General features: G+C 38.9%; 14 protein-coding genes. 10 read left to right on the top strand and 4 right to left on the bottom strand.

The window, feature by feature from the left end:
• The first annotated feature begins 109 nt into the window (after positions 1–109).
• Entirely contained in the window at positions 110–871 is a 762-nt protein-coding gene (locus ACIQZD_RS19330; RefSeq protein ID WP_402905497.1) for a uracil-DNA glycosylase family protein, read from the top strand.
• Positions 872–1,371: 500 nt separating this feature from the next.
• On the opposite strand, the gene ACIQZD_RS19335 is transcribed toward ACIQZD_RS19330, so the two are convergent.
• Positions 1,372–2,490 (bottom strand): NAD(P)/FAD-dependent oxidoreductase, encoded by a 1,119-nt coding sequence (locus ACIQZD_RS19335; RefSeq protein WP_402905499.1) that lies wholly within the window; start codon positions 2,488–2,490, stop codon positions 1,372–1,374.
• Between the two features lie 173 nt (positions 2,491–2,663).
• Here ACIQZD_RS19335 and ACIQZD_RS19340 point away from each other — a divergent pair, with 173 nt between their 5' ends.
• Entirely contained in the window at positions 2,664–3,257 is a 594-nt protein-coding gene (locus tag ACIQZD_RS19340; RefSeq protein ID WP_402905501.1) for a branched-chain amino acid aminotransferase, read from the top strand.
• Positions 3,258–3,497: 240 nt separating this feature from the next.
• Entirely contained in the window at positions 3,498–4,436 is a 939-nt protein-coding gene (locus tag ACIQZD_RS19345; protein WP_402905503.1) for an MBL fold metallo-hydrolase, read from the top strand.
• A gap of 227 nt (positions 4,437–4,663) precedes the next feature.
• Here ACIQZD_RS19345 and ACIQZD_RS19350 read toward each other — a convergent pair whose 3' ends face one another.
• Positions 4,664–6,271 carry an FMN-binding glutamate synthase family protein gene (locus ACIQZD_RS19350; RefSeq protein ID WP_402905505.1) on the bottom strand — a complete coding sequence of 536 codons (1,608 nt, stop codon included), beginning with the start codon at positions 6,269–6,271 and terminating at the stop codon, positions 4,664–4,666.
• Positions 6,272–6,417: 146 nt separating this feature from the next.
• Positions 6,418–7,512: a CdaR family transcriptional regulator gene (locus ACIQZD_RS19355; RefSeq protein ID WP_402905507.1), complete on the bottom strand. Its 1,095-nt coding sequence runs from the start codon at positions 7,510–7,512 to the stop codon at positions 6,418–6,420.
• 300 nt (positions 7,513–7,812) lie between these two features.
• Here ACIQZD_RS19355 and ACIQZD_RS19360 point away from each other — a divergent pair, with 300 nt between their 5' ends.
• The 4 genes from ACIQZD_RS19360 to ACIQZD_RS19375 all read left to right on the top strand — a co-directional run bounded on the left by ACIQZD_RS19360 (position 7,813) and on the right by ACIQZD_RS19375 (position 11,796).
• Positions 7,813–8,958, top strand: coding sequence for a glycerate kinase (locus ACIQZD_RS19360; protein ID WP_402905509.1), 1,146 nt, complete (start codon positions 7,813–7,815; stop codon positions 8,956–8,958).
• Positions 8,959–8,962: 4 nt separating this feature from the next.
• Positions 8,963–10,309 carry a GntP family permease gene (locus tag ACIQZD_RS19365; protein WP_402905511.1) on the top strand — a complete coding sequence of 449 codons (1,347 nt, stop codon included), beginning with the start codon at positions 8,963–8,965 and terminating at the stop codon, positions 10,307–10,309.
• Positions 10,310–10,472: 163 nt separating this feature from the next.
• Entirely contained in the window at positions 10,473–10,820 is a 348-nt protein-coding gene (locus ACIQZD_RS19370; protein WP_402905513.1) for a PadR family transcriptional regulator, read from the top strand.
• Positions 10,807–11,796 (top strand): HAAS signaling domain-containing protein, encoded by a 990-nt coding sequence (locus tag ACIQZD_RS19375; protein ID WP_402905515.1) that lies wholly within the window; start codon positions 10,807–10,809, stop codon positions 11,794–11,796. Before ACIQZD_RS19370 ends, ACIQZD_RS19375 begins: the two co-directional genes overlap by 14 nt.
• 152 nt (positions 11,797–11,948) lie before the next feature.
• On the opposite strand, the gene ACIQZD_RS19380 is transcribed toward ACIQZD_RS19375, so the two are convergent.
• Positions 11,949–12,479 (bottom strand): IseA DL-endopeptidase inhibitor family protein, encoded by a 531-nt coding sequence (locus ACIQZD_RS19380; protein WP_402905517.1) that lies wholly within the window; start codon positions 12,477–12,479, stop codon positions 11,949–11,951.
• Positions 12,480–13,143: 664 nt separating this feature from the next.
• On the opposite strand from ACIQZD_RS19380, the gene ACIQZD_RS19385 reads away from it, so the two are divergent.
• The 3 genes from ACIQZD_RS19385 (at position 13,144) to ACIQZD_RS19395 (ending at position 16,075) form a co-directional block, all read left to right on the top strand.
• The gene (locus ACIQZD_RS19385; protein WP_402905519.1) at positions 13,144–13,536 is read left to right on the top strand and encodes a sporulation protein; all 393 of its coding nucleotides are present in this window, start codon (positions 13,144–13,146) and stop codon (positions 13,534–13,536) included.
• Between the two features lie 22 nt (positions 13,537–13,558).
• The gene (locus ACIQZD_RS19390; RefSeq protein ID WP_402905521.1) at positions 13,559–14,440 is read left to right on the top strand and encodes a mechanosensitive ion channel family protein; all 882 of its coding nucleotides are present in this window, start codon (positions 13,559–13,561) and stop codon (positions 14,438–14,440) included.
• Between the two features lie 381 nt (positions 14,441–14,821).
• Entirely contained in the window at positions 14,822–16,075 is a 1,254-nt protein-coding gene (locus ACIQZD_RS19395) for an MFS transporter (protein WP_402905523.1), read from the top strand.
• Positions 16,076–16,121 lie beyond the last annotated feature (46 nt).

Genomic DNA, 16,121 nt, shown 5'->3' on the forward strand with positions numbered 1-16,121 from the left:
AGGAATATACGGATTCAAAAGATTCATAATGCCCCAAAGTTCGGTGGCGAATCTGAATTTCTGATATACTGATATGGCCAAAATGAATAGAAAGTGGGGATAGTATTTTATGGGGATCGCTAATTTTTCTAATTTTACGCAATTTAAGAACTTAATTAATGCTTTACCTGCTGCCTATACAGATGAAATGATACTGAGCGAGCAATTTTTGCTTGAAAGAGATGAAAAGAAGAAGCTCGAAATCTATTACGCACCTTTTGAATATGTAAATGAACGGGCCAAAGTGGTGATTGTCGGAATCACTCCTGGATTACATCAAATGAAAAAATCTTATACTACAGTAATTAATGCAAAAGGGCACATACATAGTGATGAAGAGATCCTGAACGAAGTAAAAAAGAATTCCAGTTTTGAAGGAACGATGAGAAAAAATTTGATTCAAATGTTAGATGAGCTTGGATTACACACATACTTAAACATATCATCCGCACGGGATCTTTTTAACGAAGCAAGTCACCTCGTTCATACTGCCTCTGTTTTAACCTATCCAGTTTTTTATAACGGGAAAAACTACAGTGGATCAACTCCGAACATATTAAAGACCGAGTTGCTTAAAAAAAATATAATGGAAGGCTTTGCTGCCGAAATAGGTACGATTGAAAGCCCGCTTATTATTCCTTTAGGAGTTAATGTTTCCAAGGTCTTAAATTATTTAGCAGGTCAGAATTATTTGGATGCTAACAACATGCTTCTAGGATTTCCTCATCCATCTGGAGGAAATGGTCATCGTCATAAGCAATTTGCAGCAAATAAAGAGCAAATGAAAATGATGTTACAGCACTATTTTTCAAAGGAAATGACCGTTGGTTAAATAGGGGGCTGTATGCTCAATAGTAAAATTAACTATTTACTAGTGATATTTTGGAGATTATAATAAGAACAAATGTTCTTTATTATAGGAGGCATTAACATGGATGAACTAGAGGAATTTTTAAAATCACTTACTATTGAAGAGTTAAAAGTTATTTATGAAGAAGTAAGTGAATCAGATATTAATAAAATAAATGAAAATAATTTGAAATAGAAGAATCTTATGGTTTTCATTTCAAGAACAGATTAGTGGGTCATAAAAGGTAAGTATTGTTGATGATGGTTATTTGTGGATTCAACAATTTCCTTTTGAAAAAAACTGATGCGTATGTAAATATTGTTCAATTATACATAGATTTAAATTTGTCATATTTCAACAAAAATGTCCTGTTCGAAAAATTAAAGAATTAAAAAATCAAGGACCCATTAAAGGTCCTTGATTTTTTATGAAAAGGAGTATTTGAAAAAAACTGGTGGCGATTTTCAGATCAGACGAGGAAGTTATGTGAAAAGTGCACCTCTGACATCATAATTTTCTATATCGATTTCGATTTTTCTATCAAGTGCGAGATTTGCCAATAGTGAGCCTATATAGGGGCCCATTGTTAAACCGGATGCTCCAAGACCATTGGCTACGATTATTCCTTCCCAGTCAGGCAAAGGACCCATGACCGGAAGGAATCCCGGCGTGAATGGACGAAATCCGACCCTTGCTTCAACAAATGTACTATCTGTCAAACCGGGAGCGGTTTGCAAGGCTTTGTTGAAAACTTCCTGCAGCCCTCCTGCGGTCATTCGGTTATCGAAAACTTCCGTATTTTCGTGAGTCGCCCCCGCAACGATTTTATTATTATCGAAAGCCAAAAGATATTGATCACTCGGAGGCATGACTACAGGCCAGTCATTCGTATTTTCATTTGGCGTTTCCAGATGAATGATTTGAGCCTTTTGGAAGGAGACTTGAAAATTCACGCCGAGTGGTTTCAGTAATTCCGGTGCCCAAGCGCCAGCACAAACAATCACTTTATCAGCAGGAATGAATTCATCTCTAAGTGTTACACCCGTTACTTGAGTACCGTTATATGTAAGTATAGCCTCACCATACATAAGTTTTGCACCGTTTTTTTGTGATGCCCGCAATAAGGAATCACGTAGTGCGCGTCCATCCACCCGGGCGGCACCACTCACGTGAACGGCTGCATATTCACAGGAAAGAGGCGGGAATAAGGTACATGTTTCCTCTGCGGAAAGTATTGTGATCGTCCCGATCTCCGGTGCATCTTCTTTCCGTTTTGCAGCCCGGTTCTTCATGGCATTCAGTTTATCTTCATCGGTATGTATACTTATAGCCCCGACCTGTGCATACCCGGTCTCGGTTTCCCCGTCCCGTTCAAGTTCTTCAATTAAACCCGGATAAAAAGCCGCACCATTTTTGGCAAGGAGATACCAAGCTTGGTTGCGTCTTTGCGATATCCAAGGGCAAACGATTCCTGCAGCTGCAGATGTTGCCTGACCGATATCTTGTCGGTCAATAATGATCACTTCAACCCCATTTTTAGCTAACTGATAGGCAGTGGAAGCTCCCAAAATCCCTGCACCAACTACAATGATTTTTTGCATGATTCAACATCTCATTTCTCTCATATGTATAAACGCTTACCACTACTATATCGAAGACACATAATGATTGCCACAACTGATATTGTAATTTGTTTCACAAAGTTATTTTATCTATAGTGAATATGCTATGATTGATATTGCGAAAGCTTGAAAAGATACTAGGAGGACATATCATGCTAAAAAAACAAATGGAATCATACATATCAAAATCCGTAATCGAAAACAAGGTTGAGTTATTTAAAGAAGAAAAGGATTATGTCGAAAAGCATAAATTAATCGCCGATGATATCATTTTAGTGGAAAAAGAAAATGCATTCCGTTTTACAGATGCTTATATGGAGCGCAGTAATAAAGAGAGCGAAGAGTTAATCTCTGAAGAGAACTCTGCATTTTTATCACAACCGATCGAGTATTTGAAAAATAACAAAGATGAGTTCCTTTACTTTGAATCACAATGGTTCGAATTAATCGGTGTTGAGGCACTTTCCTTAGAAGTCGATGATGTTTTTGGTACGTATAACGCGATGTTCGGATTGAAATTCCAGAAAAAAATGGGAGAAGTTTTAAAAACGTATTTAACTAAGGAACTTCAAGCAGAAATTGGTTCGTTCAGTTTAATGTTTAACCAGGGCGACGGGCTATGGGATGTGAATTTAGCCTTGGATTACGTAAAAGGATTCCGAGAAGACATGACATTAGAGGAAGCTTTTAATTTAATCTATCATTTTCTTTTTATCCTTGTTCAAACAATCGAGGAAGATATGTAAAACGAGGTGCCGCCATAAATTTTAATGGCGGTCTTTTTTATTTCTTGATTTAACCAATTCCCCTAGGCTTTGCTTCTGGATTTTAATCGCTGGCTCTGGATATTGATAACAGGAACTTGAAAGAATTCGTCGAATTGATAAATGATATACATTTATTTAATAAACTTAAATGATTTGTTTTTAGCAATTTCGATTTTTTGTTTTATGTAAATGAAGTTACATCGGAAGGGGAAGTTATACTTGCTGAATGAACTGAAAGTTACTCAAGTTACCGTTCCATTGCCTTTTAGGTTGGACCATGTCCATTGTTTCCTGGCGGAAGGTGAAAAAGGGTGGACAATCATTGATGCGGGATTAAATAACAAAACGACAAGGGATTTATGGAACCCGATTATTGAAAAACACGATATTACCGATATTATCATCACACATTATCACCCAGATCATTTCGGGTATGCAGGGACATTACAACAATTGACCGGTGCGGATGTTTGGATGACAGAAGTGGATGAACATGCAGGAACTACGTATTGGGAAGCGGATTCGCTGAATCTACTTAAAGAAAATTATAATGCATGTGGTATGGAAGAAGATTTATCCGTGGCCTTATCCAGTGACGAAAGCGGATTCATGCCACAAGTAAAACCCTATCCTACCGTAAATCATCATCTTGAAGAAGGAATGAAACTGCAATTTGGCAAATATGAGTATGAAGTGATTTTCACGCCGGGACATTCTGATGGCCTGATTTCCTTATACAATAAGGATAAAAGTGTCCTTTTTTCGACAGATCATATATTGCCCAGGATATCTCCAAATATTTCTTATTGGTTTAAAGGTTTCAGCAACCCATTGGAAGAGTTTTTTAATTCTTTGAAAAAAATACAAAAGCTGGACGTTGAATATGTCATCCCTTCACATGGGAAACCGTTTCAAAATGCCAATAAAAGAATTTTTGAATTGTTGGAACACCATCAGGACCGGTTGCATGTTATTCATGAAAACATGAAAGAGCCGATTTCAGTAAATAGTGCTTGCCAGATCTTATTTAGAAATCTGTCCATTCACGAGACCAGGTTTGCTGTTGGTGAAACATTGGCACACTTAGAATACCTTTTTTTAAATGACCAATGCAGAAAGTTTAAACGTGATGGCAAATGGTATTATCAATCCATTTGATATTTTGAATGATAACGTATCGTAACTGAATTTAGCTCATGTCATCTAAAACGGCTTATATTGTTGCAGCTTATGTTTATTATCGCTATGGGAGCTAATGGGAAGGGAAAAGTGGAGGCAGGGTGATATTCGATTACATGCCTGATACATTTTTGCATCCTATAATGGCTTCATTGAATTGTTTTCAAGAAAAATCCACCGCCCATTAAACTTGGGCGGTGGTCTTTTTATTGCCTGACTCCTATTTGTCCCTTAACTTCGTTCATAATATCTTCAAGGGATGTGACAATTCCTTTATCGTCCTTATAGCTAATGTGCTTAGGTTGAAAATGGATCGGCGAATCCAAACCAGCAGCGGCTGAGATTCGATATAAACCTTTTCTAAGCGTAACAAGAAAGTTGACCACACGATATTTCTTTTCATCAATGACAAGTGCCTTTTGCAATTCCGGATCAGTCGTTGCTACCCCGACAGGACAAGCATTGGATTGACATTTCATCGTCTGGATACATCCTATCGCAATCATGAAACCACGTGCTATGTTAACAAGGTCGGCTCCCATGGATAGGGCAATGGCGATTCTATCAGGCGTGAACAATTTACCGGAGGCGATGATTTTAACCCGATCTCGGACGCCGTATTTTTCCAGTGTCGATACTAAAATCGGCAACGCGGATTTTAGCGGCAATCCTACGCTATCGATCAATTCCTGATAAGAAGCACCCGTGCCGCCTTCACCGCCATCCAATGAAATGAAATCCGGACCTTTCCCGGTTTCTTTCATATAACTAGCAAGCTCTTCAACACTGTCATTGCCGCCGATGACCATTTTGATACCAACCGGGATGCCTGTATGTTCCCTGATTCTTTCAATAAAATCGCACATGGATTCTACGTCATTGAATTGATGAAACCGATTCGGACTATCGATCGCTTTGTACGGTACGACCTTGCGGATATCAGCGATTTCCGGATTCACTTTTTCAGCATCGATATGCCCTCCGCGAGTTTTCGCACCTTGAGCCAATTTGATTTCAAATGCTTTGATTTCGGGTATTTCACTTTTTCTTTTTAACTCATCCCAATCCATTTCGCCGGTACTATCACGAACCCCAAACATGGCTGGACCGATTTGCATGATTATATCCACACCGCCGATTAAATGATAAGGAGAAAGTCCGCCTTCCCCAGTATTCATCCATGTGCCTTTTGCTGCAGCCAATCCCTCAGAAAGGGCAGTGATTGCGTTCTTCCCTAAAGAACCATAACTCATGGCTGACATGCCGATAAGCCCTTTTAATCGAAATGGATTCTTGGTGTTCGGGCCGATGATCACGGCATCCTCATCATCCAATAAGAACGCAGAGGATACTTCATCTCCCCATTTTTCCTCTCGCTGTGAGAAAAGCGGGTCTTTTAATAGAATGTATCTTTTAGTCGTCACTTTTGTTTCTCGATCGTATTTTTCTTCTTCGGCCAACTTTGGAAACATGCTATTTTTAACAAAGAAGCCTTCTTCATCAAAATCCCGTTTAGAACCAAAACCTATGACATCCCGTAAATATTTTGAACTCTTCACCATATGTTCATAGTCATCGCGGGAAAAGGGTTTTCCTTCGTTATCACTGTTAAACCAATATTGCCGCATCTCAGGTCCGATTTTTTCCAGAAAGTATCGTATTCTCCCAAGCACGGGGTAATTCCTTAAAATTGCATGATGCTTCTGCGTGCGATCAAAGAAAATCATATAAAGTAATAGTAAAACCAAAACGATAATAATGATGAAAATAACGGTAAATCCAAGGATAATTAAAAGATTTGCGATGCCACTCATTCAATCCCTCCTGATATGCAAAAAAATCATGTATTTTTAATCTACTCGGTAATTCGATCAATTATACAGAATTCCAATGCAATGCTTAACTTAATAGGGATGGAATGAAATAATTTAAATAGGCAGTATTGTTCTCACGATATCTTTCAACTTCTCCTTTTCGATCGGCTTACCCAAATGGCTAACTGCAAAGTTATGGCATCATGCAGCACCTGTGGATTATATCCGGTAATTTCCTTGATTTTTTTTAATCGGTATATAAGGGAATTACGATGGATATACATTCTTTTTGCACATTCCCCGATATTTAAGTTACTAAGGAAAAATTGTTGCAGTGTCTCAATCAACTTTTCGGATAAGCTGCCTAGAATTCTTTCCTGAAATTGTTGTTTCGTCCGCTCATCTATCCTTTCCAACAGAGCTTTTGTTTCCACATCAGTATATCTGGTTAAAGCTTGATTTGCTTCACCTAGTAAAAGTGCCGTTTCAGCTTCGTGGAAAGAGTGGACTATGTATGATTCCTTATCCACTATAGAGCCCAAACCGATTCGTATAACGAAGCCTTTTGCTCTTAATCGCTTGATGGCTGTATCCAGTCTTTTGTCAATGTTATTTCCGCTAAGCGCCGTAGTGAGAATGAAAACCCGATTCACATTCAGGAACCCAACAAGGGCTTTTTGGGTTCCAAAAATAGTTTCAGTCATTTGAATCAGCTCATTCTTATTTAATGGATTTAATTTCATTTCCATCACCCCCACTTGATAGGGAGGTTCTAATTTCATTCCAATCAGTTCAAGTCTCTGATCAATCGAATGCTGATTGATATCTTCCTTTAATAAGTCTTCAAATACCAATTCTTTCAAGTGTTGTTTCCATTCGAGTTGTTCCGCCATAAAAGCTTGATGAAGCATCATTTCCGTTATCATTTTCACCAATTCGCCGAATTCCAAAAGTTCAGTCGGATCTCCGGTGATCCCGATGACGCCTATAATTACATTTTGAAAATTAATAGGCAAATTAATTCCAGGAAGGACACCCACCCATTGATCACGATCATTTTCGTGAATGATTAAAGACTTTCCCGTTTTCAGTACTTCGATTGCTCCTAAATGCAATTGGTCGATGCGTTCATGATTTCCGGAAGCGATGATGGTTCCTTTATCATCCATAATATTAATATTTCTGTTAAGTCTATTGGTAGTTTGTTTTACAATTTCCATTGCAATTTCTTGGGTCAGCATTCAAGTCATCCTTCTAGAGTTTTTTATTTGCTAACAGAATGGTAATCATATTTCATGCAACCAGCTATGGTTTTTCATATAAAGGGGGATTGTCGATAGTTTAAGCCTTTAGCTATCTTATACTTTAGGAAAATGGAAAAATAACAGAAAACTTTCCAGAAGATCATTTTTTCTATATAGTATAGCCAAAAAAATCAAATATGTCATACTAATTTTCGTTTAGAATGAACGATGATTAAAATATTTCCGAAGATTATAATTAAATTAATATAAAAATATATTCAAGGGGGGGCCCTGGGCATGAAAATCGTTATTGCACCAGATTCCTATAAAGGAAGTTTGTCAGCATCAGAAGCTTCCAAAGCAATCGAGCGAGGAGTCAGGAAGGCGCTGCCGGATGCGAAGACAGTATTGGTTCCTGCAGCGGATGGCGGGGAAGGTACGATGGATAGCCTAGTTGCAGCTACAAATGGGCGAAAAGTTGAAGTGACTGTTAAAGGGCCTTTACTTCAAGACGTTCAGGCAGCATATGCAATCCTGGGCGATCAGGAAACATGTGTGATTGAAATGGCCAGTGCATCCGGTCTATGCCTAGTCGATCCAGCTGAGTTGAACCCATTGATCACTACTACATACGGGACAGGGGAGCTTATTCAAAAAGCATTGAATGAGGGCTGTCGAAAGTTCATTTTAGCGATTGGTGGAAGCGCTACCAATGATGGCGGTGTTGGAATGCTCCAGGCTTTGGGAATGAGGGTGTTTGATGAAGAGGGTAAACCGCTGGGATTCGGAGGTGCCGAATTAATGCGGATATCAGAAATTAATACGGATGATTTTGATCCCAGAATAGCAGATTCCGAGTTTTTGATTGCCTCGGATGTCCAAAATCCGTTAGTCGGTACCGATGGGGCATCAAGTGTATTTGGACCTCAAAAAGGGGCGACTCCTGCCATGATTGAAATGCTTGATAAAGCTTTATCATCATGGGCTGATTTGGTGGAAATCAAAACAGGCATACACTTGCATGATAAAGCAGGTGCCGGTGCTGCAGGTGGAATTGGAGGTGCATTTCAAGCCTTTTTCCGTGCAGAATCAAAAAGGGGCATCGATATTGTTATGGAGTATACGAAACTGGGTGAAAAATTGTCCGATGCCGATTGTGTCTTTACCGGTGAGGGCCAAATCGATTTCCAGACTGCTTCAGGCAAAACACCAATGGGAGTTGCACAAGAAGCTAAAAAGCATGGTATTCCCGTATTTGTTTTGGCTGGGTCGATCGGAACAGGTATTGAAGTTTTATATGATCATGGAATAACTAGTGTTCATAGTTTGGTGAACGCTCCTATGCCTTTAAAGGAAGCTATGGAAAGAGGAGCTGAATTGTTGGAAGCTTCAGCCGAACAAGTAATGCGGACTTTTTTGACAGCGTTTAAAAAGAGGGGGTAATCATATGTTATTTCTTGTTTTGGCCATTGGTGTGTTCTTAATTGTTTTCGCGACAACTAAATTCAAGCTGCATCCGTTCTTATCGCTTCTATTAGGCACTTTATTTGTGGGTTTTGCTTCTGGAATGCCTCTGGATCAGATCGTTGAGAATATTAACGGCGGTTTTGGCGGACTGATGACGAGCATTGGACTTGTAATCGTTTTCGGTACAATAATCGGAACCATTTTGGAAAAGGCCGGGGCCGCATTGCGAATGGCCGAAGTCGTATTGAGGATTGTCGGTCCTAAAAGGCCGCAGCTTGCCATGAGCATGATTGGCTTTATCGTATCCATACCCGTTTTTTGCGATTCAGGTTTCGTTATTTTATCAAGCTTAAGAAAAGCATTGGCAAGACGCGCAAAAGTAGCGGTTGCTTCCATGTCAGTTGCGCTTGCAACTGGTTTGTATGCGACACATACACTTGTGCCTCCAACTCCAGGGCCAATAGCAGCAGCCGGGAATATCGGAGCGGATGGATACTTAGGGACGGTCATTTTGATTGGTCTTATTACGGCCATTCCAGCTGCACTTGCTGGCTATATATGGTCAATGAAAGTAGCTGCCAAGATAGAGGTTGAAGATGACCGAAGTGACCTGGATTACGATTATGATGAAATTGTCCGTTCATTCGGCAAGATGCCTTCTGCCTTTCAATCATTTTTACCGATCGTTTTACCGATTGTCCTGATTGGAGCCAGTTCTGTATTAACTCTCTTTGGTACAGAGGGCAGTATCGCCGCATTTTTCGTATTCTTGGGCCAGCCGGTCATCGCATTGCTCGTCGGAGTAATTTCAGCTCTGACATTGCTCCCTAAGTACGATGAAGAAACATTGACAAACTGGATAGGAGCAGCCCTATTGGATGCCGCGCCAATTTTATTGATCACCGGGGCGGGCGGAGCATTTGGTACAGTCATTAAAAATACGGGGATTGCAGATATCATCCAAAGTTGGGATATGGGCAGCATCTTTAGCGGTTCCTTGTTCCTGTTGGTCCCGTTCCTAATTGCTGCTGGGTTAAAAACAGCCCAGGGTTCTTCCACAGCATCCCTGGTCATCACTTCATCTTTGATTGCCCCCATGCTTCCGACATTGGGTATTGAAGGAGCCGTTCCACTTGCATTGGTAGTCATGGCTGTTGGTGCAGGTGCGATGACTGTAAGCCATGTAAATGATAGCTTCTTCTGGGTTGTCACCCAATTTAGCGGGATGAAAGTGACGGATGCCTATAAAGCTCAAACGATGGCAACTTTAATACAAGGGGTAGTCACGATTATCACGACGATGATTTTATGGGTCATTCTTGTATGATATTAATAATGAAAAAAAAACGGAGAGGCGTGTAACGCTTCTCTTTTTTATGTTCAAAATATAATATATTTTCATTTTTATGGTGTTGTAAGAACTAAAATAGTGTATGATGCATAGTATAAGGTATGGTGTACGTCACATAGTATAGGGAAGAGGTGATTGGATGAGCACTTTACTGAATTCATTAACCACTGAGCTGCGCAGAGGCACTTTGACGTTAGCTGTTCTGAGTCAGCTCAAAACCCCTCAGTATGGGTACTCGCTTGTCCAGCGTTTAGAGAAGTCGGGAATTACCATTGAGCAAAGTACTTTATATCCTTTACTTCGCCGCCTGGAAAAACAAGAATTGGTGACCAGCAGCTGGGATACTTCTGAAAGTAGACCGCGCAAGTACTATTCTTTAAGTGATTATGGGGGAGAGATCTTCACTCAGTTAAAGGAAGAATGGGAAAAAACTTCTCAAGAGCTTTATATATTATTAAAAGGAGAGGGAGAAGATGGAGCTGATTGAACTTTATATTCAGGAAGTGACCCGCAGGCTTCCTGAAAAAAACCGTGAGGACATTGGGCTTGAGCTTCAATCTACAATCGCAGATATGCTTCCGGAGGATCATACGGAGCAAGACGTGAAAGCGGTTCTTTTAAAATTAGGTGATCCGGTTACACTGGCAAGTGGTTATCGCGATCGGCCGATGCATCTGATTGGACCGCGTTATTATGATGTTTATATCAGTCTGTTGAAAATGATTTTACCAATCGCTGCAGTCTTTTCGCTGATCGCATTAGTAGGGGATAATCCGTTTCGGGATACGGAAAATACGATTGTGGACGCAATTTTAAAAATAATCGGGAAAGGGATTGCAGGCATCATCAGTACAAGTATCCAAGTGTTTTTCTGGCTAACGCTTTCATTTGCCATTGCAGAACGATTGGATACTTCAAAAGACCAGTCACCTTTAACAAAAAACTTGAAGCCATGGACACCGGAAAACCTAAAAGATATTCCGAACATTTCAAAGATAAAAGCGGTTCCTATGATCGAGGTTTTTGCTAGTTTGTTAGGCCTTTCTGTATTCACAGCCCTGTATTTCAACGCAGCAAACCTCCTAGGGGTCTATGAAAAAAGAAATGGCAGTCTCATTTTCGTGACACCTTCTTTTAATCAAGATGTATTGAATTCCTATTGGTTGCTGGTATCTTGCGTCGTTATCATCGGGGTGCTCTTGGCGATTTATAAATTATTTTTAAGACAATGGACCCTGAAATTAGCTATATTCCATGCTATATACCAGCTGTTGTCCACTCTGACCTTCATCATCATAATCAGTAATCCTAATTTATTGAATCCCGAATTCATTGCCTACCAAAAAACACTATTTTCAATCGATGATTGGAAAACCTCGATTTACTGGGGGCTCATACTCATCTCCATCTTTTTTGCCGCCTACGATTCCTATCAAGGCTTCCGTAAGGCAAAAATCCGTTAAGGCACAGCAACCTAGCTGTGTTTTTTTATTTTAAAGTTCCGTGATGTGAAAAGATTTCTTAAGATAAAAGGTAAAACAGAAAAACACCTCATATGTCATATAGTTTTTAACAAACTATACAACATATGAGGCGTTATATTTTAAATCAGTATTTATTGAACTGCATCGAACTGATTGACTTTCCAAGTGGATCCGGCTTTATAAAAGGTAACCGTTCTTTTTACTGACTCACCGTCGACTGTAGGTACAGTTAAATTGTATGACCTAACGTTTTGTTTTTGATAGACCAATTTAATTTTTGCTTTTTTCCACTCTAACATGCTAAAGCCGTCTCCGATTGGACGGGCTAATTTCCCTTTATGAGTAATGTAATTATATTTGGTCAGCCCTTTTTCAACTGCATTATTAGTAAATGTCTCTGCTAAGTAGGTAGTCAATTTATCTTTTGTATTAAACTCTTGGCAAAGGTATGAATACTCTGTCCCTTTATAATTGAAAGTTTTTTGTGAACATGAACGGGTTTTATATCCATGTAAAGCATTCCAAAAATGTTTGCTGGCATTATCCGCTATCTTTAATGCATTTGCATCAGACAAATTCTGTGATGTCGTTTTTGCGGTAACCTGACCACTTAGAGTGAAAAATAAAATAATGGATAATAGCATACCTAAAAATTTTTTCATAATTAATCTCCCCAATCCCTAATAGGATAATTATGTAACGAAAGTTTAATAAATATTACAATTGTTACATTTATATTACAACATGATTGGCGTAAGTAAAAGAGAAATCTTGTTAATTTTTAAATATAATTTTAGTTTTCCATTACATATACATAGTTTGTTCATTTTATTCTTTTTGAAAGCGGCGTTGTAAATAGCAGGTCACAACTGTTACATACTTCATATTCCACGAACTGGCCTATTTAAAACCCAGCAATTCATTCTTTTTCAATAACGGGACAGGTTAATTCATTATATTTTCATTAATATCAAGATATGTGCAAAGTACTCGAATTTCCCGGGCAGCGCCTAAAAATAATAAATTATAAAGGTTTGACAAACTTTCTAATCATACCGTATTATAAATTATATACTTGAATACATTCTCCAAAGGGGAGTAGCTTTTACAACAATATCGTCATTACGGAGCTTTTTGCTCTCGGTGTTGTTGGCAGCATATTGTTGTTAGCCAGACCTTACCTATTGGTAAAGGTCTATTTTCTTTTAGTGAACCTTTACCAAAATGGTAAAGGTTTTTTTGTAGTCCAGATCATGCAGCCTTACGGAAATGTATAAACATGAGGGTTTAGTAGAAAAACAAATAAATATAAATGGAGTGTATTAGTTGATACTGAGAAAATCTTTGTTACGTTTAGGGATAGGTTCTGCACAAATAGATTTAATCCTTCCAAAAAATACGTATAAATCTGGTGAATGCATAAATGGGTATTTCTTGATTAAGGGTGGTACCCTTGCGCAAAGAATAAGGAGGATTGAATGTGATTTGATCATGGATACTCATTCTACCGGAATGGAAGAGATCCTTAAAACGAGCACCATTTTGTCTTCCAGGGAGATAAATTCAGGGGAAAGCAATGAAATTCCTTTTAACTTTTGTCTGCCTATATTGAAGGAGCCTTATAAACGAGGGGTTTCCTACCGACTTAAAACAAGACTTATCCTTGATAAAGGGATAATAGGTAAGGATGATGACTGGATTTTAATTGATTCTGAATAAAAGTGAAATTGGGGTTGGGAACATGAATGTCTTGAAATTTTCAGAGCGGGCTATGGATTATTTGCAGGAATTTTTAATATTGAGGCTTTTTATATTGGCGTTACTGTTATTGGCGGTTTATTATATTTTGAATAAAATGGTTGAATGGTTCTTTAAAAGATCTAATTTTTTTGTGGAAGAAGTTGAAAGAACGATACAGGGAGTTACCCGGTCTGCTCTTAGATACGGCATAGCAGGACTTTTCCTCATTTATCTGATTGGACAGTTTATAGACATAAAGGGAATCATGGCTGGAGCTGGAATTGTAGGGGTCGTTATCGGATTTGCGGCTCAGCAAATGCTTAAGGATATCTTATTGGGATTTGTAAGGCTTTCAGATAATGAATTCCGGGTGGGGAATTTCGTTACATTCAATGGGACAAGTTCTGGGACAATTGAAGAAATAGGTATCCGGTTCATGCAGATCAGGGAATGGTCAGGAAAACTGCTGACAATCCCTCACAGTGAAATCAGGACAATTCAAAATTTTAATAAAGGGAGAATGCGAATCATTGAGCGTATCACTGTAAGTTACCAAGAAAATCCAGAAAAGGTAAAACGGCTGTTGGAGGATATATGCCTTATCTGTAATGAAAAGTATGGTGAAACCCTTCTAAGGCTAGAGGATGGTACACCTGAAGAGGATTTTAGATACATCGGAATTACGGATTTAAATCCGAATCTTAAATATGTTGGATATGAACTATGCATAGTGGGACTTGTGAAACCTGATGATTACTTTGAAACATCAAGGAGTGTGAGGTTTGAAATGATGACTGCTCTACATGAGCATCAAATTCTAATGCCATCTTCCCATTTACTTGTACAGGGCAATCCTAATCAAGAACGTATATTGGAGAACTGAAAATCTGGAGGCAAACTCGCTTTTTTTGAGTTTGTCTCCAGTCTGTGGCTTTCTTTTAAAGGAAGCCTATTTTTTATGCAGGAAATTGAACAAACTTTTCTGGAAAATGGTTTTATTTTTAAATTTTACCTTGATTAATCAGATTGAATAGATTATTATCAAATTAGCATAAAATGGAAGGGTGACCTTTAAACAATGATCATTTAATCCTATTCTTTAAGAGAAAAAATGCGTGCTAAATACGAACTTTTTTTCTGGATAGGATTAGTCTGTACTAAAATACAAACAAAGATCATTGTGTTCCGTCCATTAGGGATCTTTTGGTTTGTTAATTTTGTATTGTACTGCCTCCTGTCCAGAAATCTCACAGGAGGTTTTTATATGGAAAAAAACATGTCCGTAACATCAAGTAATAAGGAACCTAACATTTTTAAAAATCGTGTATTCCGGGCCATTATCTTTTCAGGCCTGTTTTTACAAATAGGGATATGGGTACGGAATTTTGCAGTTTTGTTATTCGTCATGGAAAAGACAAACGGGGATGCCTTTGCCATTTCCATGATATCAGTAGCGGAATTCGCTCCCATCTTTATTTTTTCATTCATTGGAGGGACGTTTGCGGACCGCTGGAGTCCGAAAAAAACGATGGTTTGGTGTGATATATTAAGTGCAATATCTGTATTTGCTGTGCTAATCTCGCTTATCTTTGGCAGTTGGAAAATGGTATTCTTCGCAACTTTGATTTCGGCGATACTTTCTCAATTTTCTCAGCCATCAGGCATGAAGCTATTTAAGATGCATTTGCCTGAAAGTCAAATTCAGACAGGGATGTCCGTTTATCAGACCGTCTTCGCAGTATTTATGGTTTTAGGTCCGATTCTCGGTACATTTGCCTTCCAATCATTCGGGATAAACATCTCGATTGCGATTACTGGCCTGGCGTTTTTACTTTCAGCTGGAGCACTCGCCTTTCTTCCAAAAGATCGTAAACTGAATGGAGAGACAGCAAAAACAACGTTATGGCAGGAAATGAAAAGCGGAGTGAGCTATGTGTTGCGAAAAAAAGAACTAAGTTTGCTTGGTTTATGTTTTCTGGCAGCCGGGCTTGGACTGGGCTTCATTCAGCCGCTTTCTATATTCCTTGTTACCGAACAACTGGAACTTCCTAAGGAAAATCTGCAATGGTTATTTATGGTGAATGGGTTTGGTATGATTTTAGGCGGAGCTGGGGTGATGATTTTTGCCAAAAAAGTGGCACCTCAGAGATTATTAGCTTTCGGAATGCTTGTGAATGCCATTGGATTAGCGGTAATGGGGCTTTCAACAAATCTTTGGATTACACTTACTGCCGAGTTCTTTAATGGACTAATGCTGCCTTGTATCCAAATCGGGATCAATACATTGATATTACAGAGGACCGAAGGCGAGTTCATTGGAAGGGTCAATGGAATCTTAAGCCCATTATTCACTGGATCGATGGTTTTGACCATGAGTGCGGCAGGTGTGCTGAAAGAACAATTTTCACTCGTCGCCATATTTGAAACCGCCGCTTTCTTTTTTATTCTAGGGATGTTTTTCATTTTGCCATTGTACAATCAAAAGGCCGAAGCAAAACCACTGGAAATACAATCGTAAGTATACTGCGGTGTGCCCACACCTCTATACAGCACTAGCCAAGAAA

Origin of the sequence: Peribacillus sp. NPDC096447 (assembly GCF_044762725.1) — a bacterium.
In the GTDB taxonomy this organism is placed as follows: domain Bacteria; phylum Bacillota; class Bacilli; order Bacillales; family DSM-1321; genus Peribacillus.

What these genes read in the sequence shown, in the direction of transcription:
- ACIQZD_RS19340 (WP_402905501.1), top strand. Translation starts at nt 2,664, where the DNA reads ATGCTAAAAAAACAAATGGAATCATACATATCAAAATCCGTAATCGAA.
- ACIQZD_RS19350 (WP_402905505.1), bottom strand. Translation starts at nt 6,271, where the DNA reads ATGAGTGGCATCGCAAATCTTTTAATTATCCTTGGATTTACCGTTATT.
- ACIQZD_RS19330 (WP_402905497.1), top strand. Translation starts at nt 110, where the DNA reads ATGGGGATCGCTAATTTTTCTAATTTTACGCAATTTAAGAACTTAATT.
- ACIQZD_RS19360 (WP_402905509.1), top strand. Translation starts at nt 7,813, where the DNA reads ATGAAAATCGTTATTGCACCAGATTCCTATAAAGGAAGTTTGTCAGCA.
- ACIQZD_RS19375 (WP_402905515.1), top strand. Translation starts at nt 10,807, where the DNA reads ATGGAGCTGATTGAACTTTATATTCAGGAAGTGACCCGCAGGCTTCCT.
- ACIQZD_RS19370 (WP_402905513.1), top strand. Translation starts at nt 10,473, where the DNA reads ATGAGCACTTTACTGAATTCATTAACCACTGAGCTGCGCAGAGGCACT.
- ACIQZD_RS19380 (WP_402905517.1), bottom strand. Translation starts at nt 12,479, where the DNA reads ATGAAAAAATTTTTAGGTATGCTATTATCCATTATTTTATTTTTCACT.
- ACIQZD_RS19390 (WP_402905521.1), top strand. Translation starts at nt 13,559, where the DNA reads ATGAATGTCTTGAAATTTTCAGAGCGGGCTATGGATTATTTGCAGGAA.
- ACIQZD_RS19365 (WP_402905511.1), top strand. Translation starts at nt 8,963, where the DNA reads ATGTTATTTCTTGTTTTGGCCATTGGTGTGTTCTTAATTGTTTTCGCG.
- ACIQZD_RS19355 (WP_402905507.1), bottom strand. Translation starts at nt 7,512, where the DNA reads ATGCTGACCCAAGAAATTGCAATGGAAATTGTAAAACAAACTACCAAT.
- ACIQZD_RS19395 (WP_402905523.1), top strand. Translation starts at nt 14,822, where the DNA reads ATGGAAAAAAACATGTCCGTAACATCAAGTAATAAGGAACCTAACATT.
- ACIQZD_RS19335 (WP_402905499.1), bottom strand. Translation starts at nt 2,490, where the DNA reads ATGCAAAAAATCATTGTAGTTGGTGCAGGGATTTTGGGAGCTTCCACT.